Genomic DNA, 22779 nt, shown 5'->3' with positions numbered 1-22779 from the left:
TAAAAATAAGAATTATAAACACAACCGCATAAAAAAAACAGTCAATTTTAAATAAAATTGACTGTTTTTTTAAATATTATTCTTTTTTAGAGTTATTTCTTTATTCCCATCTCAAATAAAGCAAATGATATAAGATCTGCATTTTCACTGATGACCTGATCTGTTGATCTTCCGGCTCCGTGACCTGCGTTCTTTTCAATTCTCAAAAGAATAGGATTTTTACATGCCTGCTTTTCCTGAAGTTCTGCTCCAAATTTGAATGAGTGCGCCGGAACAACCCTGTCATCATGATCACTGGTGATGATCATTGTTGATGGATAGCAAGTTCCTGCTTTTACATTGTGTACTGGAGAATATGATTTAAGATATTCAAACATTTCCTTACTGTCTTCTGCCGTACCATAATCATAAGACCAGCCTGCTCCTGCTGTAAATTTGTTATATCTCAACATATCCAACACTCCTACTCCCGGGAATGCTACTTTGGCAAGATCCGGTCTCATCGTCATTGTTGCACCGACCAATAATCCTCCATTTGATCTTCCTGAAAGGGCCATGTATTCTTTTGAAGTATATCCTTTGCTTTGAAGATATTCCCCGGCAGCGATAAAGTCTTCAAAAACATTTTTCTTCTGTTGTTTTGTTCCTGCGTCATGCCATTTTTTACCATATTCACCTCCTCCACGGATGTTTGGAACGGCATAAATACCACCATTTTCCATCCAGATCGCATTGACTACAGAGAACGAAGGCTGTAAGCTGATGTTAAAACCTCCGTAAGAATATAGGATCGTAGGGTTTTTACCGTTAAGTTTAGTTCCTTTCTTATAATTGATCATCATAGGAACTTTTGTCCCATCTTTTGAAGTATAGAATACCTGTTCTGAAACATAATCATCCGGGTTAAACTTCACTTTAGGTTTTTGATACACTTCAGATTTCCCTGAGTCTACATTAAATTTATAAGTGGTTCCCGGTGTAATATAATTGCTGAAGGAAAAATAAACATCTTTCTCTTTTTCTTTTCCTCCAAATCCTGAAATATTCCCTTTACCAGGCAGTGTAATCTCTCTAACCAGTTTTCCTGTTTTATCAAATTGTTTTACCTGATCTATGGCATCAATCATATAGGTTGCAAAGAAATATCCTCCACCGGAAGAAATTCCCAATACATTTTCAGTTTGTGGGATTACATCTTTCCATGTTGCCGGTGCCGGATTGCTTATCGTAGTTTTTACAAGACGCATATTCGGAGCATCCTTATCTGTGAAAATGAAAAGGTCATCACCTTGTGTATCTACAATACTGGCATTGATATCAAATCCGTTTACAATCTGTACAAAATCTCCTCCTTTCTGAAGGTCTTTGATATATAATTCATTACCATTCGTAGCGTTAGCAGCGGAGATGATCAGGTATCTCTGGTCTTCAGAAACTCCGGCTCCTAAATATCTTCTTGGTGTTTTATCTCCTCCGAAGATCAATTTATCTTCAGACTGTTTTGTACCTAATTTATGAAAGTATACTTTATGCTTGTCGGTCATACCGGAAAGCACTGTTCCTTCTTTCGGTTTATCGTAGCTTGAATAATAGAATCCTTCGTCTCCCTGCCATGAAATCCCGCTGAATTTCACGTCCAGTAAAGTCTCATCAATCTGTTTTTTGGTAACAGCATCAATGATGATAATCTTGTTCCAGTCACTTCCTCCTTCAGAAATAGAGTAAGCTGCAAGGTTTCCTTTTTTATTGAATGAAAGATTGGAAAGTGAAGTTGTTCCCTTTTCTGAGAATTTATTAGGATCTAAAAATACTTCTGTGGTATTGGTCTTGTTGTTTGTTCTGTACAAAACAGACTGCGCCTGCAAACCATCGTTTTTATAATAATAAGTATAATCTCCTTCTTTGAAAGGAGCTGAAATTTTTTCATAATTCCAGATTTCCTTTAGCTGATTTTTAATTTTATCCCTGAACGGAATTTTAGAAAGGTAATTCTGACTGTAAGCTACTTCTTCATCTACCCATTTTTTTGTAGGTTCAGAATCGTTTTCCAGATCTCTGAAAGGATCAGAAACAGCAGTTCCGAAATAGGTATCTGTCTGGCTTCCTTTTAACGCTTTAGGATAATTCATTTTCTGAGAATAAAAAGATGCTGAAAATAAAACTCCAGCTGTTAACAATATAGGTTTAAAATTCATACTGATCGGTTTTTCTCAAAAATACGTAAAGTATATTAAACAAAAAAACAGACCTTATTTCCTTGTAATCTATATTAAAATAATGTTAAATTTCATCTTTTTTTAAATGTAATAAATATTGTTACATTTAAAATTCTATATTTGTTTTTTTTATGAATTCAAATTTTTATTAACCAACCAAAAAAACACAATGATAAAAAAAGTTTTTGTAATTCTTATTACAAGTATTATTGCTCTATCATGCAATAATGAACAGGATAATACTAATACTCCTGAACAGGCAGAAATGAATGAAATTCAACGGCTTTATAATGAAGCAAAGACCGTGGACAAAGAAATAACAATATGGGGAGGTGGAGATGCACCTGGCCGGTTAGATTGGATAAAAAATGAATGGGAGAAAGATTTTCCCGATATTAAAATAAATGTAAGAGTTGATCTTTCAAAATTTTTAGATGCAGAGGTTGACCAACAGCTTGCTAGCAATACATTAGTCCCAGATGTTGTACAATTACAGACTGTTCACGATTTCCATCGTTGGAAAAGTGAAGGTGTTCTTGAAAATTTCAAACCATTCGGGGGAGAGCAGATTCCCAATAATATAAAAGATCCACATGGTGCATTTACCCCAGTCTATATGGTAACATTTGCCATGATCGCCAACAGATCACTTGTATCGAATATACCTCAGTCCTATGCAGATTTATTAACTCCTCAATATAAAAACAATCTGATATTAACTTATCCTCATGACGATGATGCTGTCTTATATCTTTATAAGAAAATTGTAGATCAATATGGCTGGGAATATATTGATAAACTTATTCAGCAAAAACCTCAATGGATAAGAGGAACCGCAGCACCAACTGCTCAAGTAAGAAAAGGAAACAAGCTCGCCACTATGGGAACTGCAGGTATTTTTGATAAATCTTTAGACGGAGGAGCACAGGTAGTACTTCCTGTGAAAGATCATTTTTTAACATGGGCACAAACGGGAGCCATCTTCAAAACCACGAAGCACAAAGCTGCCGCTAAGCTGTACATGACATGGATCCTTTCTAAAAAAATGCAGGGATTATGGGGAGAATGGTCAGTAAGAGATGATATGCCTGATAAAGCAGAGTACAAAAGTTACAAAACCTATCCAAATACTTCTCCAACTGAATTTATCAATTTTATGCTAGATAGAGATGCACTTAATAATTTTTCAAAGCAGATAGAAGCCAAAATAGGTCCTGTACAAGGAGGCTCTCCATTAACAGATCCTGCAATTCTCGAGCTTTTATAATTCTATTAAATAGATAACAAAAAAGTCCCGATCTATCGGGACTTTTTTTCTTTAAAAGAGCTTTCAGCTATTCATTGGCTCCGAAGCTTTCAAAATAGAAATCAGTAAGATTGGTAACAATCTCATCGGGGCTTCCGTTCCAATAGTATATTTTATCACCTTCTTTAAGTTCGTAAAGCGTAAAATTTTGGTCGGTTGTTACTGTTTTATCAGCATTCTTAAAATCCTGAACTGCCTGAATAAGGTACTTTTTAAGATCTTCAGCTTTTATTTTATTCAGATCACCTTTTGGTCCGGAGGTTAGTTTTGAGGGAACCAGGAAACTTACAGAGTAACTTATTTCTGCAATTTTTTGACCTTCAACATATTCATTCGGAACAACTTTTACATTTTTAACAGTCAGTTTGCCAGTTTTAAAATTTCCAAACATTGCGGTGAAATATTCCTCCGCCTCTTTTTTACATGCAGCGGCTGTTGCTTTAGGGAAAGCAGACAGAAAATTCTCTACGCTGCCGTTCATCATTTCTTTTGAAGTTTCTTTAAAATCTACCTGGTAAGCATTCTGCCCTTCCACTGTGGGTTTTAAGTAATCATTCAGCTTATTCAATGCGGCTTCGTCATTATTCACAAAAGTTCCGAAAAATAATTCAAAGGCTTCTTTAGGCTTCTTCACCTCAGTTTGCGCGATAAGTTGCTGTCCCATCATGGTAAGCAGCAGGAAAATAATTTTGTAGTTTTTCATAGTTGATATTTTTATGTTGAGTCATTTGCAAAAACAAAGCCCCTGAAGGATCAGAGGCTTTGTTTTTATTTGTTTTAATTTTAATAATTTTCTTCTTCTCCCTTCATTTTCTCTGCATTTTCCGCCATGATTACGGCATCAATCATTTCAGAAATATCTCCGTTCATATAAGCGTCCAGATTGTACATAGACTTGTTGATTCTATGATCTGTAACTCTTCCCTGAGGGTAGTTGTATGTTTTAATTTTTGCAGAACGGTCACCGGTAGAAACCATAGATTTACGTTGTGCAGCAATATCTCCCTGTACTTTCTGCAATTCGATATCGTATAATTTTGTTCTTAGCATTTCCATAGCCAATTCACGGTTAGCTAACTGAGAACGAGCCTGTTGACAAACTACAACAAGTCCTGATGGTTTGTGGGTAAGCTGAACTTTCGTTTCAACCTTATTTACGTTCTGACCTCCGGCACCTCCTGAACGGGAAGTCTGCATTTCAATATCAGCAGGATTCAGTTCAAAATCTACTTCTTCAGCTTCCGGAAGAACAGCAATGGTAATGGCAGAAGTGTGTACTCTTCCCTGAGATTCTGTTTCAGGTACACGCTGTACACGGTGAACCCCTGACTCGAATTTCATGATTCCGTAAACACCTTCTCCTTCCACTTTCATGATCAGTTCTTTGTACCCTTTAGCTGCTTCATTAGAATCTGTTACTTCATGTCTCCATCCTTTTGTTTTGAAATACATGGTATACATTCTGTAGATATCTTCTACGAAAATAGCCGCTTCGTCACCACCTGTTCCGGCACGTAATTCTACGATAACGTTTTTGTCATCAGCAGGATCCTTAGGAATCAATAATACTTTCAGCTCTTCTTCCAATCCCGGAAGTTTAGCCTGAGCTTCCAGCTTTTCTTCTTTAGCCAGATCTACCAGATCTCTGTCTGAACCATCTGCAATGATCTCTTCAGATTCTGCAATACTGTCCAGCGCTCCTTTGTACTGATCGTAAACTCTTACAATTTTTCCCAAATCACTATATTCTTTGTTCAAAGAAGAATATCTTTTTTGGTCTGAAATGACATCAGGCTGTATAATAAGGTCTGCAACCTCATTATATCTTTGTTTTATAGCTTCTAATTTTGGAATTAATGATTTAGACATTGTAGAAATTTTGTGGGTGCAAAGATAAGGATTATTAATTCAAAATTAAAATTACTGATGATCATAAATTTTTGAGCATTAGGGATAAAGGGAGCAAAACTGTAAAAAGGTGGATTTCCAAATTTACCTATCAGTCTTTCTGGGCAGTTAAGACTTGTTCTGATATTGTCTGGAAAGTCTCCTGTCAACCCAATATAAAATAATTCCTACCGCAATAATTCCCACTCCTATAAGGCTTTCTTTAGGATTATGAATAAATGTAAAATAGAGAATATAGATGCTGAACAATAGAAAAACAGCCGGAAAAATATGAAAAGTATTCGACTTAAAAATTTTCCTGTCTTTTTTCTTCAGGAAGAAAACAGTAGAAATTGCCAGACTCGCAAAAAGCTGTAAAATAAAAGCCGTGTAAACAAAAATTTCTTTAAAGCTTCCCGTTAGAATAATAACCGTCGCAATGACTGCATGGGCAAAAATGGCTCTTACAGGAATTCCTCTTGTATTGCCCGCTGATAATGGCTTCCAAATGTAGGTATGCTTTGCAAAAGCCTGTGTCAATCTAGAACCTACCCATAAATATCCGCTAATTGTTGCAACCAGCTGCAGAGCAATAAAAACATTGACAATCTTTCCAAAAGCAGGGCCTAACATATTGACAGCCGCTTCTCCCATCACATCTTCTTTTCCCGCCAACTGACTTACAGGGGCATGTTTCAGCATAATATAATTTACCAGAATATAGCTTATCGTCACAAAAACAGTTCCAATGATCAAAGATTTGGGAAGGTTCTTCTGAACGTCTTTTATTTCTCCTGCAATATAAGAAGCGGAGTTCCAGCCTGTGTAAGAATAGGTAACAAATACCAGAGAAGTAGCAAAAGCAGGAAGCATGATCTCATTCTGCCAGCTGTCATTGAAATTCAAACTGTTGCCAAACTGTGGAGATTCTGAAAGTCCAACACCAAGGATAATCAGAACAATAATAAAGGCTGTTTTAATGAAGGTAAAAAAGTTATGAAACCTGCTGGATGTTTTTAAGCTGAATGATAATGACACCGCCACGAGAAAAATAGCGGCAATCGCAAAACCATTTCCAAAGGTATAATCAAATACGGAAAGGTATTTTGACATCGCCAGTGCTGCCAGTGCGACCGGAGAGGAAAATCCAATAATCAGAGAAACCCAGCTGATCAGATATCCGAACAATGGATGATATGTTTCTTTAAGGTAAATAAAATCGCCTCCGTTTCCTTTGAAATGTGAACCTAATTCGGCATAGCAAAAAGCCCCGAACAAAGCGAGAATTCCTCCGATAGCCCATAACAGGAAAATACTGTAGGTATTGGTAATATCAGATAACTGAAAACCGAGAGTGGTAAAAATCCCGGTTCCAATCATATTGGAAACTACGATGGCGGCGGCCGTTTTCCAGCCAATCTGATGTGAGGTAGTACTCATTTAATGATTAAAAGTTAAAATTAAGCCTTCCGAAGAAATAATTCCCCAGTGTTCCCATCTGAACCGGTGCATATTTGAATACTCCATAGTATGAATTTTCATAAATCTGGCGATCCGGAAAGACATCAAACAGATTATTGGCTCCTACCGTAAAGTTGATACTTTTGGTGATATCATACTCAATACTGACGTCTGTAACTATTTTTGGAGAGAATTCCTGTACTCCTCCAAATGGATAACCATCTCTTATTACTTTACCAAAATAAGTATTTCTTACGAGAAAATTGAATTTCCCGATTCCATAATTTAACCCTAATGAAGCTTTGGTTTTTGGAGACAGTGTTTCAATGATATTGATCTGATCGGGACCAAAAAACTGATCCTGAGGCGTTTCTAAGTTTTCCGGAAAATGAAAGTCTGTAATTTTTGTTTCTGTGTAATTTCCGGCAAGATTCATATTTAATTTTCCATTCCCAAGAATCCAGTCATAGGAAACCACTACATCTACTCCTTTTGTTTCTGTATCAATAGCATTGGCGAAAAATCTTCCGCTTTCTACCTTAAACTGATCCAGCCTTGAGTCTGTAATATTGCTGGTAATCACAATTCTGTCTTTCACTTTAATCCAGTATCCATCAATGGCGATCGTCAAGTTGTTTAAAGGTTTCAGCGTAAATCCAGCACTCGCGTTGATAGAAGTTTCCTGTTTGAGTTTATCAAATCCAAGAATTCTGGCAGCTTCGCTATCATTACTGAATATTCCTTTAGTAACAATCTTTGAGCCGGAAGTAGAAATATCTGCGTACGAATTATTGAAATACTGCTGCTGAAGCGAAGGCGCTCTGAATCCTGTCCCAACCGCAGCTCTTACTGCATAATTTTTTACAAATTCATATCGCACAGCAAGTTTTCCATTCAAGGTATTTCCGAAATCTGAATAATTTTCAAATCTGGCAGCGGCATCAATATTTAATTTTTTATCTAAATCATACGACACATCTGCATATACAGCCGTTGAATGCCTGTCTTTTTTCAAAGCATTGTTTGGAGAAAATCCGATAAAAGATTGAGACCCTCCCGCACCAAGCACTGTTGATCCTTCCGTCGCAATGTTTCCATTGATGTCATATTGGGTGTAAGAAGCTTCATCCCCTGCTTTGATCTGGTATTGTTCAAATCTGAATTCACCCCCGAAAGCGATATTAAAACGGTTTATATTTTTGGAAACATCAAGATTCACAGTATTTTGAAGGAAGCTATGCGCTCCTGCATAAAACCGGGTTGGTGATTTTGCTCCCAGAGAAGCATTATTGGTGTTGCTTACGTTATAATTGAAGGTATTGCTGCCGAATGTATTGCTTAGGTCAAACAGCCAGTCATTGACATTATATTTTGCACCTACAGCATAGGAAACATCATATACCTGAGATCCAAGAGCGGCCTGAAAACCATTCGGATAAATGGATGAAACTACATTAGATTTTTCGCTCGGCAGTCTTCTGAAACCAAATCCTTTTCCTTCTTTAATACTGAAGCCTCCGAAAGAATATACTTTAAAATTATCGTTAAAAGGGTATTCTGAATTGAAAAACAACTGCCCTTGTCTGATCTGGGCATCTCCGATTTGAAAATTAAAATCATCACGGGTTAATCCTCTTTTTGCAATTTCTGCATCATCCGCAGCTCTGGCAGCTTTTACGGCTTCAGCATCACCAGCAAATTCATAAGCGAAATTATCTCCGAAAATATCCAGATCGTGATTTTGAGTTCTTGTAGTTTTTCCTCTGTGGCTTAATTGCAGGGAAAGGTTGATATACCCGTCTTTTTTTCCTAATGAAGTTCCATAATTGACTCCCGCCTGATAAGTATCCCCATCATTTCTCCCGGTCAATCCGTAAGTAAGGCTTGCTGAAGCTCCTGCATTTTTTTTAAGAATAATATTGATGACTCCTGCAATGGCGTCAGATCCGTATTGTGCTGCCGCACCGTCTCTTAACACTTCTATCCTATCAATAGCAATGACAGGAATTGTGCTCAGATCTGTTCCTACAGAACCATTTCCCACGGTATTCTGATAGTTGACCAAAGAGGTTGTATGTCTTCTTTTCCCATTCAGCAATACGAGAACCTGATCAGGGCCCATTCCTCTTAAAGTTACAGGATCAATATGTTCTGTACCATCAGAAGCAGACTGCCTCACTGCATTAAAGGATGGGATCACATAATTCAGAAGATCCTGAGCCGTCATTTGCGGAGAACTCCTTTGGATTTTGTCAATATTGATAACATCTACAGGAACGGGTGTTTCCAGTTTTGTTCTTTTGACATTACGGTTTCCAACGATGATAATATCTTCGATTTGTTTTCCTTTTTCCTCGTTTTCCTGAGCAGCCACCAAAATTGCCCCGAGCAATAATACCGCTGTACTTAATTTTTTCATTTTTGTTCTTGCCAATTAATAATAACAGTCTGACGGATATTTCCGCAGATATACAAGACTTCAAGAAATGGAATTCATATAAGAATATTGACTTCACTTATCTCCCCCTCAGGGTTGGAATTAGCACCTTTACACTTCTGGAATCGTGCAGGTTGCTAAGGTTTCTTTGGGCCAAATCCCTCCACCTTTCTTGATAAATCTACTGCAAAAGTAGACTAATTTTTTAAATATACAAAAAAGCAGATCTGCTGTACTGCAAATCTGCTTTCTTTTTTACTTAACAATCATCTTTTGAATGGCAGTTCCTGTTTCTGATTTCAGCTGAACCAGATAAGTTCCTGCAGGATAATTGATTTTTACTTCATAAGTTCCGTTTTCTTTATTCAGTTTGAATGAATCCAGTTTCTTACCGGTCATATCAAAAATCAAAATTTCTCCGTTTTTCGCTTTATTATAAACTAATTTTACAGATCCGTTTTGTATCGGATTATCCGCAATCTGAAGCGATAATTTATATACAGCGTTTGGATCTGTTGTGGAAAGTGCTCCTGCATAATTTCCAAAGATTCTGAATTCTCCCGGTTGCAAAGTTATCGGAGTCGTGGTAGAAGCTACATTCAGGGTACTGTCATCCATCAGATTCTGCCATTGCCCTGTGTAAGGAAAGTATGGAACAACATTTTTTGCAGAGGTATCATAATTGGCCAATACCACTACATTTTTTATTCCGGTTGTTATAGCCGGATCATACAGATAAATTCTCGTGATCAATCCATTTGGATCATTAGTCAGGTTATTGGATTCTATACTGTACGTTTTAGTTTTAAAAATCTGATGGCTATTTCTGATCGTGATTATCTTCGCCCATGTATCATACACGGCTTTTCTGTTTACGTTCGTATCATAGTTTAAAGTAAATGCAACAGGTTTTTCATCGGTTCTGCATCCGTTGTTAATGGTACCATCTGCACATCTGTTGATACTGAACTCATATCCCAATTCGCCAAACTGCCAGATCATTTTCGGACCTGGAATGGTAAAGAAAGTTGCTCCGAAGGTCTTCATTCTTTCAAGAGCTGTATTAAGGTTTTTAACATCGTAACTTCCATTAACAGCTCCGTAAGCAAGGTTTTTAAACATCAGCCTTTCTTCATCATGACTTTCTCCATACCCTACAGCGCGCATATTGGTAAAACCATGAAGACTATGATTCATTCTGTCATAATTACTGTTGTCTTTATATCCCATGGTATTCTGGTTATAAGGATCTGTTTGTTTATTCCAAAGCATTACTCCTTTTCCTTCTGCTACTCTGTAGTTGGCCCATTGCTGCTCTTCTGCATCCGTTCCAAGATGTTCAAAGATCATATATGAATTGGGATCAATGGCCCATTGCCTGTCTGCATAATATTTCATAATATCAACCCTGTCCTGCTGATAAGCATTGGTGCAGGCTTCATCATTTTCAGAGCAGCTTTGGGTAAATCCTTTGGTTAAATCCCAGCGGAACCCGTCAATATGATATTCTGTAAGCCATTGCTGAAGACATCTTTCAACGTAATATTGAGTTGAAAGGCTTGTATGATTAAAATCGTTGAATACATTGTATGAATGTTTCGGAACCTGATTGAAATAGGGATTGTTTGCGGCAACGTCTCCGTAACCGTCTCCATCCGGATCTACGTTCCAAAGCCTTACCAGAGGAGAACGTCCTGTTGCATGGTTAAACGCTACATCCAGAATCACTGCAATTCCATTTTGGTGGCACAGATCTACAAATTCTTTGAATTTTTCCGGAGTTCCGTAGGCTTTGTCCAGTGCATAATGGAAAGAGGTGTTGTATCCCCATGAAAGGTTTCCATCAAATTCCATGATGGGAAGTAATTCTATAGCATTGATCTTTAGATTTTTTAAATAAGAAATTTTATTGATCAACGACTGCCAGTTCTTTTCCTGTGTAAAATCTCTCAATAATAATTCATAGACCACCAGATCTTCTTTCGCTGGTCTCTGAAAATTGGTTGTCTGCCAGTTATAAGCGTTCTGACCTGTTTTAAATGTTGAAACCTCAAAACCTTGTCCGGCAGGGAACATTGGTAAATTCGGATAAGTTGAAGCTGAAATCCACGGATCATCATAAGACGATAAGATCTGTGGTGAATAAGGGTCTGCTACTTTTCTCAGATCATTTGTTCTGTACTGGAAAGTATAGAGCTGCTGAGGAGTAATTCCGTTGAGTTCAATCCAGTAAAGATCCGGGTTTGCAGTATCTTTCTTCATTAAATACATATCATTCACCGTCCAGCTATTAAAACTTCCGATGACATGTACAAAACTTTTACCTGGTGCATATATCGCCAGCCCTACCTTGGTCTGATCTGTAGGATGATAATTAATTCCTTGTTTAATCCAGTTTGGAACGGCTTCTGAAACAACATTTCTTGGAACCTGTACAATGAATGTTGCAGCTTTAGAATTGGATCCCTGTGTTGCCACAAGTTCCATACTCGCATCCTGAGTGACGGTATAACTATAAGAATAGGTCTGTGAAGGAGTTGTCGTTGAGTTAACAACAGTTCCGTTTGCTTTTAGCTGAAATGTTGCGTTGGTATTTGTCGCAGCTGTAATATTGATAGCGTTCCCTACTGGAACAGAAGTCAGGCTATTAGCCAGCGGATTGGTAAGATTTAAACTTAAAGTACCCACATTCACAAAAATGTCCGGAGAAGTCTGATGGGATCCTGTTTTATCTTTCAATAAAAATCCAAACCTTCCGATTCCTGTTCTGCCATAAAAAGAAGTGGGTGTAAAAGTGAGTGAATAACTGTCTGTAGCAGCATTATAATTCAGCTTATTCAGATCATTGGAATTGTTCCAGCTGCCATTGGTAGGGCAATCCTGGCTGTTCTGATAATTGGTATCAAAAGACCACGTCCAGATATAAATGGCATTGTTAGACACGCCCCATGCAGACTCATCAATCTGATCTCCTGGAACAGTAAGGATAACAGCATCTGTCTCATTAAATGGATTTGGGCTGATGGAGTAATTGATCTGTCCAAAAACAGCCATTGCAATCAACAGAAAAACAACGGAATAAAGCTTTTTCATTTCTTATTTTTTATCGAATATAGTATAAATTTTTCTTCATAACGATTATACTTGTCCACACAGCATCAAATATTTCAATTTTTCGGGAAAAAATAAAATAAAAAAAGGCTCATGAAAATTTCATGAGCCTCCCAATAAAAGTAATTGTAATGAACTATTTTTTGGACGAAAATCTTTCTTATTGCAATTCTGTTAGTCTTTTATAATCTTTTTAGAAACGGATTGTCCGTTCTTTAATTTTAATTCCACGATATATAGCCCTGAAGGAAGTTCAGTCATATTGATCTGATTATCTGAGAACTGTATATTCATTTTTTGTCCTACTGCATTGACAACGTTTACTTTGTCAATCGCGGAGTCTGATTTAACAGAAAGAGTTCCTTTTGTCGGATTAGGATACATTCCTGTTACTGCATTATTCAGTCTGATATCTGATGTACCTAAAGGAGATGAAGGTTTAATACATCTTACTGAAGACCCCTGCCCTCTCATAGCTCCAGCCGATGGATTGGCAATAGTTGATCCGATATACAGATATTTCGCTCCTAAACTTGATGTATCTGAACTCCAGAAATATCCTCTCTGACCTACGAAAGTAAAGTTACCATCACTGGAGCTTCTGTATCCACCTGCCGGTAATTTAAGATTGCTGCTATAAGCTGTTGTCGGGTTACCAATACTTTCAGCACCTATTAAAATAGTCCAATCTGCCTGGGAAGGCATTTTCCAGTCTGCTCCAATAGCTTTACAAGGATCTACCCCAGTAGATGCATTAGCCTGCGAAGCTGTTATTCCATTCCATGTATCTGAACTTGCAAAGCCTGCCCACCATGCCGGAGATCCTACAATATATGCACCTCCTGCGGCAGCAATTCCTTCTGGTGTATTAAGTGAAGGCGCTTGTGCTGTCTGTGAATTTCTAAGCTGGTGTCCGTCATCCCATCTCCCCCACTGGAAAAGATCTCCATATGAATTCGCATCTGCTATTGATGATGCAACCTGTGTACTTCCAAGATTCTGCTGAAGCCATATTTTTCCGTCGGCACCTCTTACTGTGGAATAAGCAACCTGCTGACCACGATACATAAAGCTTACACACCCCACATCTCCTACATTGGTTCCGGGGTCTGTATTGCTGCATGTCTGAGGATTTAACGTCAAAGAAATTCTTTTCACTTTTGTAGTATTTTCAGAATAAGCAAGAACAAGATAATTGTTTGCCTTATCTATAGCAAGATCGTTGTATTTAGCTTCACCATCCGAAATAAAGTCACCTCCAAAAGCAACCCAGTTTTGTGAATCATCTAATTTATAAACCGTATTTCTCAGGAAATTGTCATTTTCAAAACGGCTGGCAACGACATACGGTTTTCCGGATTCCGTCACTGCCAAAGCAATGTGCTGAACTTTTCCGTCTGAAAAATTAGCATTTCCAACCTGAACCCAAGCGTTTCCGTCGAACTTTTTTACATTCACTTTTTTACCACCTGCTGAATTTGAAACATAGGCTACATAAATCGTATTAGATCCATCTAAAGCGATATCAGCATTGTATTGTTCTCCTGAAGAAGAAGCATCTGCAGCAGCAGCACCTACCAGAGTCCAGTTTTGTAAAGGACCTGCGCCAGTACTGTTCTGATATACTTTTAAACCTCCGGAAACATTACATGTATATACCATATCATTGGTGCCAATCACCATTTCTGCAAATTCTGCACCTCCTGAAAACCCGACATTTCCTACCTGCTCCCATGAGCCTGCAGCATATCTTTTCACAGTTCCTGATCCATAAGATCCATACGTAAAGAGAATATTATCAGAGGATACCGCAGAAGCCTGATAATTAACTGTATTATCGGTTACATTAGGAAGCTGAGACCATAAGGATCCTGTAAACAGACGAACTTCCATTCCTGAGCCTGGATAACCAAGCTGATTGGTATAATAAAGACTGTTTCCATTAGGGCTTATAGACAGTGAATTGTAAGTTGCGGTTCCTGTTGTAACTCCCGCACTTCCTCCTAAATATGACCATGAATTTCCGTTAAATTTCTGAACAGAACCTCTGGCTACGGAAACATCATAATATGACAGATAATAATTTCCTGAGTTGTCAATAACTAAATTGTTAAAACTACTTCCTCCTGCAGATACATCCTGAATGCCTCCAACATTTTCCCATTGCTGAGCATACAAGCAGCTTCCCGCAATAGTCAGCAACGTTACTCCCGTTCTGATTTTCTGTATTGCAAAATGTAAATCTCTAAACATATAAAATATTATTTTTAATTATTCTAAATTTAATTTAATTTTGCGCAAAAGTACCTCACATAATTAACCCCGAGTTATCATTTCCGAACTTTTGGTTATCCTGTAAAGGTCTTTTACCTTAAGTAGTTGTACCATGGTTGTAAAAATGTGTTGTATGAGGAAATTATCTAAAAGTGGACTTTTGTTCAGATCCGAAGACATCAAAATTATCATGCAGGAAGACCTGTGCCCTGATCAAACTTTCAGATCTCATATGCTGGAAGGGAAGGCAAGCTTTAATCTTCTTTTTCTGTTGAGTGATGAAATCAATTTGGAAGCTCATGACTGCGGAACCCAATTTTCTTTTAAGAAAAATCAGTACATCCTCCATTATTCACCCCAAGAAAGTGTTGCCGAACTATGGACAGAAAACCAGGAAATTCTGAAATATCTTCAGATTCAGATCAATTATCAATATGTTTTCAACCTCATCAATCCGGAACTTAATGGTGAGAATGCAGAAATTCTGGAAAACATGACCCACAATAATTTCATATTCCTTCATAAAGAAACACCACCTGACATGACCGTCGAAATGCATATGATCGTAAAAGAAATTCTGGGGTATACTAAAAAAGGAATTATGCAGAAGTTATTTATAGAAGCCAAGATCATCAAACTTCTTATATTGATTTTTGAGCAGTTCAATGAGAAAAATATTCTGGAATCCACTCCCAAAACTCCTGAAATGATCAGAAAATTCATTGATGAAAATTACCACAGGAGTATAAAAGCAGAAGAGATTGGAAAGTATATGGGTATGAATCAGAGTGTTATCAGAAAGGAATTCAAAGCTCAGTATCATACAACGATTGCTCATTATATATCGGAACTCAGAATGCTGAAAGCAAAGAAACTGATTACTGACAAAGAGATTATGATCAAAGAGATCGCTATTGAATGCGGTTATGAATATCTTCAGAACTTTACACGGGCTTTTAAAAAGAAATTCGGAGTGTCTCCGGAAAGCCTCAGGAATAATAAATAGAAAAACCGCCTAACGAATTAAGCGGTTTTGTATATGTTGTTTTGCTTTGATATTACTTTTTCAGAATTCAGGTGAAAAAGCAATGACAATCAATTAATGATGATGTCCGTGATCGTGAAGGAAAGGTCCGTTTCCTTTAGGCTCGCTGTAGATAACCTCTACACCTTCCTGCTCAGTAATAAGCTTTCTTCTGATATCTTCAGGATCGAAAGGCTTTACTTTTCCGAAATACTCTTTCAAACCTTCAGTTAGCCACATTGGGATTACTAATCCGAAGAACATAAAAATACACCAGAATCCTACTAGGAACATAGTAATGAAGAATACAGTCCAAAGGAACTGGTAAAACGGCCAAAATGCTGATAATATCGTTATCATTCTCTTAAAGATTTTAGGCAAAAATAAAGCTTTTTTCTTTTTTACACAAAAGATCAGTGCTCTATTTTATTATTTATTTTCATTTTAAACTAATTAGTGAGCAAGATTTGCGAAGAAATCATTGCCTTTATCATCGGAAATAATGAATGCAGGGAAGTCTTTTACTTCGATTTTTCTTACCGCTTCCATTCCCAATTCCGGGAAGTCTACTACATCTACAGACACAATATTGTCTTTGGCAAGAATAGCAGCCGGTCCTCCGATAGATCCAAGGTAGAAACCTCCGTATTTATGGCAAGCATTGGTAACATCTTTACTTCTGTTTCCTTTTGCCAGCATGATCATACTTCCACCGTGACTTTGGAATTCATCCACATAAACGTCCATTCTACCTGCTGTAGTAGGCCCGAAACTTCCTGAAGCCATTCCTTCCGGAGTTTTTGCAGGTCCTGCATAGTAGATTGGGTGGTTTTTGAAATATTCCGGCATTGGTTTCCCGCTGTCAATAATTTCTTTGATTTTTGCATGGGCGATATCTCTTGCTACGATCAATGTTCCGTTTAGTTTCAATCTTGTTTTGATTGGATATTTGGATAGTTCTGCAAGAATTTCCGGCATTGGTTTATTCAGGTTAATCTCAACTGCTTCTTCCAGGTGTGGAGGAGTATCAGGTAAGAATCTTTTTGGGTCTTGTTCCAATTGCTCAAGGAAGATCCCTTCTTTTGTAATTTTTCCTTTGATATTTCTGTCCGCAGAACAGGAAACCCCCATTCCTACAGGACAAGATGCAGCGTGTCTTGGAAGTCTGATTACTCTTACATCATGAGTAAGGTATTTTCCTCCAAACTGAGCTCCGATAGCACTTTCCTGGCAGATTTTCTGAACTTTTGCTTCCCATTCAAGATCTCTGAATGCCTGACCGGCCTCATTTCCTTCTGTTGGAAGATGGTCATAATATTTTGCGGAAGCTTTTTTCACTGCCGCAAGGTTAGCTTCTGCTGAAGTTCCTCCAATTACTAATGCTAAGTGATAAGGCGGGCATGCAGCTGTTCCAAGGTCTGAAATTCTTTCTTTAACGAACTCTTCAAGAGATTTTTCGTTCAATAAAGATTTCGTCTTTTGGTATAAGAATGTTTTATTGGCTGAACCTCCTCCTTTTGTTAAGAATAAAAACTCATAATAATCTCCTTTTTTAGCATAGATATCAATCTGTGCAGGAAGGTTAGATCCTGAATTCTTCTCATCAAACATGGTCAAAGGAACTACCTGAGAATATCTTAAGTTTCTTTTCTGATAGGTATTGAAAATTCCTTTGCTCAGGTATTCCCCATCCTCTACTCCTGTGTATACATTTTCTCCTTTCTTTCCCATTACGATAGCTGTTCCCGTATCCTGGCATGAAGGAAGAGCTCCCTCAACGGCTACTGCAGCGTTTTGTAAAAGGTTATAAGCAACGAATCTGTCATTATCTGTAGCTTCAGGATCATCAATGATTCTTCTAAGGCTTTCCAGGTGTGAAGAACGAAGCATGAAAGAAACATCTGCCATAGCTTCTTCAGCTAATAATTCCAGTCCTTTCGGATCAATTGTTAAAATTTCTCTGTCACCCAGTTTTTCAACCTTTACATAATCTGATGTAAGCTTCTTATACACCGTATCATCTTTCTGAATTGGATACGGATCCTGATATCTAAAGTCCATTCAATTTTTGTTTGTGCAAAAATACGGCTCATTAAAAAAATATGAGTAAAATCAGTCATTTAAATTGATATTTATAATGATTATAAATTGGAGGTTTCTGAGTTTATAAGTACCTTTATAGAAGCTAAATAAATAAGTCCAAAGCATTATTTTTTCATCAAAGTTGAATAATGTTTAAAATTTTTATGGCTTTAGAATCAACAGATCATACAAATTTCAACCACTATGAATTACAGAATAGAAAAAGACACCATGGGAGAAGTGCAGGTACCTGCAGATAAACTTTGGGGTGCACAGACGGAACGTTCCAGAAACAATTTTAAAATAGGACCTGAGGGTTCAATGCCACATGAGATTATTGAAGCTTTTGCTTATTTGAAAAAGGCTGCAGCATATACCAATACTGATCTGGGAGTACTTCCTGCTGAAAAAAGAGATATGATCGCCAAGGTATGTGATGAAATTCTTGATGGAAAACTTAACGACCAGTTTCCTTTGGTGATCTGGCAGACGGGCTCCGGAACACAGTCGAACATGAATGTCAATGAAGTAATTTCAAACAGAGCTCACGTCAATAACGGCGGAACTTTAGGTGAAAAATCTGAAATTCACCCGAATGATGATGTCAACAAATCCCAGTCATCCAATGATACCTATCCTACTGCCATGCATATTGCCGCTTACACAAAAGTAGTGGAAGTAACGATTCCGGCAGTGGAAAAATTAAAAAATACGCTGGCTGAAAAGTCAAAGGCCTTCAAAGATGTTGTAAAAATCGGGAGAACCCATTTAATGGATGCAACACCGCTTACTCTGGGACAGGAATTTTCCGGATATGTGGCACAACTGGAATTCGGATTGAGAGCTTTAAAAAATACATTACCTCACCTTTCCGAGCTTGCCTTAGGCGGAACAGCTGTAGGAACAGGATTGAACACTCCTAACGGCTATGATGTAAAAGTTGCTGAATATATTGCCCAGTTTACGAAACACCCCTTCATTACTGCTGAAAACAAGTTTGAAGCGCTTGCAGCTCACGATGCGATTGTAGAATCTCACGGAGCATTAAAGCAACTGGCTGTTTCTTTATATAAAATTGCTCAGGATGTAAGATTACTGGCATCAGGACCACGTTCCGGCATCGGGGAAATTCATATTCCTGAAAATGAACCTGGATCTTCTATCATGCCTGGAAAGGTAAACCCTACTCAAAATGAAGCTATGACTATGGTTTGTGCACAGGTTTTAGGAAACGACACTACGATTTCGTTTGCAGGAACTCAGGGAAATTATGAACTGAATGTTTTCAAACCGGTAATGGCTTACAATTTCCTGCAGTCTGCCCAATTGATCGCTGATGCATGTATTTCTTTCAATGATCACTGTGCAGTAGGCATAGAACCGAATCATGAGAGAATTAAAGAGCTCGTAGACAAATCTTTAATGCTTGTTACGGCTTTAAATACTCATATCGGATATGAAAATGCCGCTAAAATTGCTAAAACTGCCCATAAAAATGGAACAACCCTAAAAGAAGAAGCCATCAATCTTGGTCTGTTAACTGCTGAGCAGTTTGACGAATGGGTAAAACCAGAAGATATGGTAGGAAGTTTAAAATAATGATTCTATAACTGATACAATGCAAAAACTCCGGGAGCCTTCCCCGGAGTTTTTCGTTTTGCAATCAAAATATATTTAATTTAATCTAATCCGATGGCTAATCCGAATATGAGTGCTTTATCATCTTTGAAATAACTGTCTTTGAAGAAATTGCTGAAATCCTTCTTCACAAAGACACTGAAACTATTGTATGAAAAAGTAACCTGTGCTCCATACACAAAAGGATTCACCTGATAATTTCCGCGGTCTCTGGTTTCGCCATCAATTCCTTTTACAATATTGTTGGTGGACATTTTTACACCTCCATATACATTGGCTCCAATTTTAAATCCTGTATAATAACTTCTGTACTGGATATCCATTCCAGCATTTTTAAGCTTGGAAAAATTATACTGCACCCCAAGAGGAACCATTATATATCCAGTTCTCAACTTGCTTTTCTCAAGATTTTCGCTGTATTGGGCCAGAGCAACTCCCTGATTAGCATTTCTTATAAACATCATATTGTTATCCGCTCTTACTGTTCTCCATGAGAATCCTAATCCTGAAGTAATGGCCCATGGACTTGTTCTGCTAAGCTGGTAGTTCAGCTTAAGGCCAAATTCAAGGTTATTGGCATATCCTATGTTTTTATCCAGCAGATTATCGGGAGCACTGTTTGTCAGCGTCATAATTCCGTATGAGAAATATCCTGTAAAGCTTCTGCTGGGACGGAATTTTTTCAATAATTTTTCTTTAAGCTCTTCTTTGGAAGTAACATCTGTATTCAAAAGAGAATATCTTACCTGCTTCTGAATAACATCATCCAGATCAAATCCAAGTTCTTCAATTCTTTTATCCATTTTCTCAGAATAGCGGTCTGCAATCTGAGCTTTCTCTCTGTCAAAATCTGCTTTATCGAGGTTTCTTGCTTGCAAAACTACCAGTTCTTCTTCCATCAGCTTTTTTTCTTCCTGGATGATAGTATTGATCTTGGTAGCATATTCTTCTACTTTCTCTTTTACAATCGGACTTACTTCCGTGTCTTTTTTAGAAGACAAATTAATATTCAGTGCCTTTTGTGCCTGTAATGATGCTGAAATAGAGCACAGCATTCCCATTACGATTAATTTCTTGATCATATTATTAATTTTTAAATTTTCACAGGTAAATTATCTGGAATTCAAGTCAATAGTAGTAGCTACATTACTTCCATCTTTTGTTTTTTCAATCACATCTTTATGCTCTACTGAGAAAAGCAGTGTGGAAGGATCTACATATTTTTTCTTTTTAACCGGAGTTTTTAAAGAATCGGCTTTTGCCATCAGTTTAGGATTCGAAAGCTGAGGAATTTCCGGCTTCTTTACTGTGGTTTCTCTGGTAATAAGCTTATTTTGACCTATGGCCACTGCAGAAATCACTTCTTCTTTATTTTGGGAAGGTGTTGTCATCTTTACTTCCTTATTATCATTGTTCTGAATAGCCAGTGGAGCATTATTCTGAACCGGATCTTTTATAATTTCTTCTGAAGTATTTTTTTCTGTTTGCTTTACCATTTTCGGTTGAGCTTCGGAAGGTTGATTAAGGAAAAACAGAACACTACCCAAACTGAATAATAACATGAAACATGCTGCCACCAAAAACCAGTTTATTTTTGATTTAGGACGAGTATTACTGTTATGAAGTTCAATTTCAGACCACAGATCACGTGAAGGAGCAATTTCTCTTTCCTCAATCTGCTTTTTGATCTGATATTCAATATTATCTTTAAACGTTTTCATTTTTCACTTTTTTTTGTTGTTGAAAGTAGATCTTTCTTAATTTTTCTTTTGCTCTGAACAGCTGAGTTTTGCTGACAGTGATTGAAATCTGTAAAGTATCAGCAATTTCCTGGTGAGAATATCCTTCCAGCACGTACAGGTTAAAAACCATTCTGTAGGCATCGGGAAGCTGATCCAAAAGGTCTTGCGCATTAAAGTCACAATCAATCTCCGGTTCATGGATATCTTCATGAAAGGATTGGTTGATCTCATCCAGATAGAATACTGTTTTATGGCTTTTGATAAAATTCAGGCATTCATTCACGACAATTCTTCTTGCCCAGCTATCCAGGTTCGACTCTCCTCTGAAGCTTTCTATGTGCTTAAAAATTTTACAGAATGCTTTTATGAGACAATCTTCCGCCTGATACAAATCGCTTACATAGCTTTTGCTTACACTCAGAAATCTCTTTACATTCTGTTCATAGAAAATCTTCTGTGCAGCCGGATCCTGTTTTTTCAGGAGGCTCAACAAATCATTCTTTTTATTTCCGAACAAAAGTTTCATGCTTATGCTGTTTCTATACTAAAGACAATCAAAACAAAAAAAGGTTACAATGTTTTTGAAAAAAATTTATTTGTACTACTCAACAAATAAAAAAAGCCGCCTCAGATTGAGACAGCCTTTTCAGTTTTATCCTGAGAATTCATCAAGCATATTTCTGGTAGGAACAAAGAAAAGCGTTCCTGTAACTGCTGTGCTGAAATCTAAAATTCTGTCATAATTTCCCGGTGGATCACCTATAAACATATTGGTCAACATCTTTTTTGTTGTCGAAAATGTACTTGAATAGGCAATAAAATAAGTTCCAAACTCATTTGTGGAAGGATTTCCGAATGGCATATTATCTCTTACAATTTTCAATTCTTCCCCATTCTCCCCTTCGATATTGGCTAAGGCAATGTGTGAGTTGGAAGGTTTTACATCATCAGACATTTCAATATCATTTTCTTTTGATCTTCCGATTACTTTTTCCTGATGTTCTGTTGACAATCCTTTCCAGGCATCCATATTATGAAGATATTTCTGAACAAAAAGATAGCTCCCTCCTTTGTACTGAAGGTCTTCATCTCCAATTTTTGCAAAATAATCGCGGTCGTCTCCATGTGGATTTTCAGTTCCGTCCACAAAACCAAGAATGGAACGTGCATCCCAATATTTAAACCCATGAATTTCCAGAATACTTTCGGCCACTGAACTCAATAGTTTTGATATTTCAACAGCCATATCGAAAATCAGGCTTTTGTTATCCGCTCTCAGGTGAAAATGAAGATCTCCGGGAGTGGAAACAGCCGTGTGTTTTATTCCTTTTATTTCTTCAAAATTGATTAGCTCCTTTGGCAGTGGTGTCGGAAGTTCAAGTTTTCTCCATGCTTCAGCACCAATTCCCATTACACAGCTTGCCCTGCTGTCCGGAAAACGGTTGAAAACTGAGTTATTAAGATTTAAAACTAAAGCACACAATTCCTGAAAAATGTCATTCAGCTGTGGGCTGTCGTTAAGTTTCCACACCATGAAAATAGTGTTGCTGTTTGGATAGTCTGTAACATTTTGCGATTCTATCGTATTCATACCTCTTTTT

The 22779-nt window shown here is 37.4% G+C and carries 16 protein-coding genes and 1 riboswitch; of the genes, 3 read left to right on the top strand and 13 right to left on the bottom strand.

Annotation, left to right across the window (positions count from 1 at the left end):
* Positions 1–92: 92 nt before the first annotated feature.
* Positions 93–2195, bottom strand: coding sequence for a prolyl oligopeptidase family protein (locus tag LC457_RS19480; RefSeq protein ID WP_374200565.1), 2103 nt, complete (start codon positions 2193–2195; stop codon positions 93–95).
* Between the two features lie 190 nt (positions 2196–2385).
* Here LC457_RS19480 and LC457_RS19475 point away from each other — a divergent pair, with 190 nt between their 5' ends.
* A complete protein-coding gene (locus LC457_RS19475) occupies positions 2386–3483 on the top strand; it encodes an ABC transporter substrate-binding protein (RefSeq protein WP_223601338.1) in 1098 nt (365 codons plus the stop codon).
* Positions 3484–3550: 67 nt separating this feature from the next.
* On the opposite strand, the gene LC457_RS19470 is transcribed toward LC457_RS19475, so the two are convergent.
* The 6 genes from LC457_RS19470 to LC457_RS19445 form a co-directional block, all read right to left on the bottom strand.
* Positions 3551–4225 carry a hypothetical protein gene (locus LC457_RS19470; RefSeq protein ID WP_223601337.1) on the bottom strand — a complete coding sequence of 225 codons (675 nt, stop codon included), beginning with the start codon at positions 4223–4225 and terminating at the stop codon, positions 3551–3553.
* 80 nt (positions 4226–4305) lie between these two features.
* Positions 4306–5391, bottom strand: coding sequence for a peptide chain release factor 1 (gene prfA / locus LC457_RS19465; RefSeq protein WP_047424606.1), 1086 nt, complete (start codon positions 5389–5391; stop codon positions 4306–4308).
* 147 nt (positions 5392–5538) lie between these two features.
* Positions 5539–6849: an APC family permease gene (locus tag LC457_RS19460; protein WP_223601336.1), complete on the bottom strand. Its 1311-nt coding sequence runs from the start codon at positions 6847–6849 to the stop codon at positions 5539–5541.
* A gap of 7 nt (positions 6850–6856) precedes the next feature.
* Positions 6857–9289: a TonB-dependent siderophore receptor gene (locus tag LC457_RS19455; protein ID WP_223601335.1), complete on the bottom strand. Its 2433-nt coding sequence runs from the start codon at positions 9287–9289 to the stop codon at positions 6857–6859.
* 94 nt (positions 9290–9383) lie between these two features.
* Positions 9384–9489: riboswitch (SAM riboswitch) on the bottom strand.
* Between the two features lie 73 nt (positions 9490–9562).
* The gene (locus LC457_RS19450; protein ID WP_223601334.1) at positions 9563–12400 is read right to left on the bottom strand and encodes an alpha-amylase family glycosyl hydrolase; all 2838 of its coding nucleotides are present in this window, start codon (positions 12398–12400) and stop codon (positions 9563–9565) included.
* A gap of 192 nt (positions 12401–12592) precedes the next feature.
* Positions 12593–14671: a T9SS type A sorting domain-containing protein gene (locus tag LC457_RS19445; RefSeq protein ID WP_223601333.1), complete on the bottom strand. Its 2079-nt coding sequence runs from the start codon at positions 14669–14671 to the stop codon at positions 12593–12595.
* A 154-nt stretch (positions 14672–14825) separates the two neighbouring features.
* Between LC457_RS19445 and LC457_RS19440 the strand changes: the two genes are divergently transcribed.
* The gene (locus tag LC457_RS19440; protein ID WP_223601332.1) at positions 14826–15698 is read left to right on the top strand and encodes a helix-turn-helix domain-containing protein; all 873 of its coding nucleotides are present in this window, start codon (positions 14826–14828) and stop codon (positions 15696–15698) included.
* A gap of 93 nt (positions 15699–15791) precedes the next feature.
* On the opposite strand, the gene LC457_RS19435 is transcribed toward LC457_RS19440, so the two are convergent.
* Entirely contained in the window at positions 15792–16076 is a 285-nt protein-coding gene (locus LC457_RS19435) for a hypothetical protein (RefSeq protein WP_223601331.1), read from the bottom strand.
* 93 nt (positions 16077–16169) lie between these two features.
* Positions 16170–17777 carry a fumarate hydratase gene (locus LC457_RS19430; protein WP_047377280.1) on the bottom strand — a complete coding sequence of 536 codons (1608 nt, stop codon included), beginning with the start codon at positions 17775–17777 and terminating at the stop codon, positions 16170–16172.
* Positions 17778–18002: 225 nt separating this feature from the next.
* Here LC457_RS19430 and fumC point away from each other — a divergent pair, with 225 nt between their 5' ends.
* The gene (gene fumC / locus LC457_RS19425) at positions 18003–19397 is read left to right on the top strand and encodes a class II fumarate hydratase (protein ID WP_223601330.1); all 1395 of its coding nucleotides are present in this window, start codon (positions 18003–18005) and stop codon (positions 19395–19397) included.
* A gap of 80 nt (positions 19398–19477) precedes the next feature.
* Here fumC and LC457_RS19420 read toward each other — a convergent pair whose 3' ends face one another.
* From LC457_RS19420 to LC457_RS19405, 4 genes are all read right to left on the bottom strand, one after another.
* On the bottom strand, positions 19478–20518 hold the full coding sequence (locus tag LC457_RS19420) for an outer membrane beta-barrel protein (RefSeq protein WP_223601329.1): 1041 nt from the start codon (positions 20516–20518) through the stop codon (positions 19478–19480).
* 30 nt (positions 20519–20548) lie between these two features.
* On the bottom strand, positions 20549–21157 hold the full coding sequence (locus LC457_RS19415) for a hypothetical protein (protein ID WP_223601328.1): 609 nt from the start codon (positions 21155–21157) through the stop codon (positions 20549–20551).
* Positions 21144–21704, bottom strand: a complete 561-nt coding sequence (locus LC457_RS19410) for an RNA polymerase sigma factor (RefSeq protein WP_223601327.1) — start codon at positions 21702–21704, stop codon at positions 21144–21146. The genes LC457_RS19415 and LC457_RS19410 overlap by 14 nt, the downstream gene beginning before the upstream one ends.
* A 126-nt stretch (positions 21705–21830) precedes the next feature.
* Positions 21831–22769 carry a Dyp-type peroxidase gene (locus LC457_RS19405; protein WP_223601326.1) on the bottom strand — a complete coding sequence of 313 codons (939 nt, stop codon included), beginning with the start codon at positions 22767–22769 and terminating at the stop codon, positions 21831–21833.
* Between the last annotated feature and the right edge of the window lie 10 nt (positions 22770–22779).

This window comes from Chryseobacterium sp. GVT01B, from assembly GCF_019970045.1.
GTDB lineage: Bacteria > Bacteroidota > Bacteroidia > Flavobacteriales > Weeksellaceae > Chryseobacterium.
This window is presented reverse-complemented; position numbering and strand designations above follow the sequence as displayed.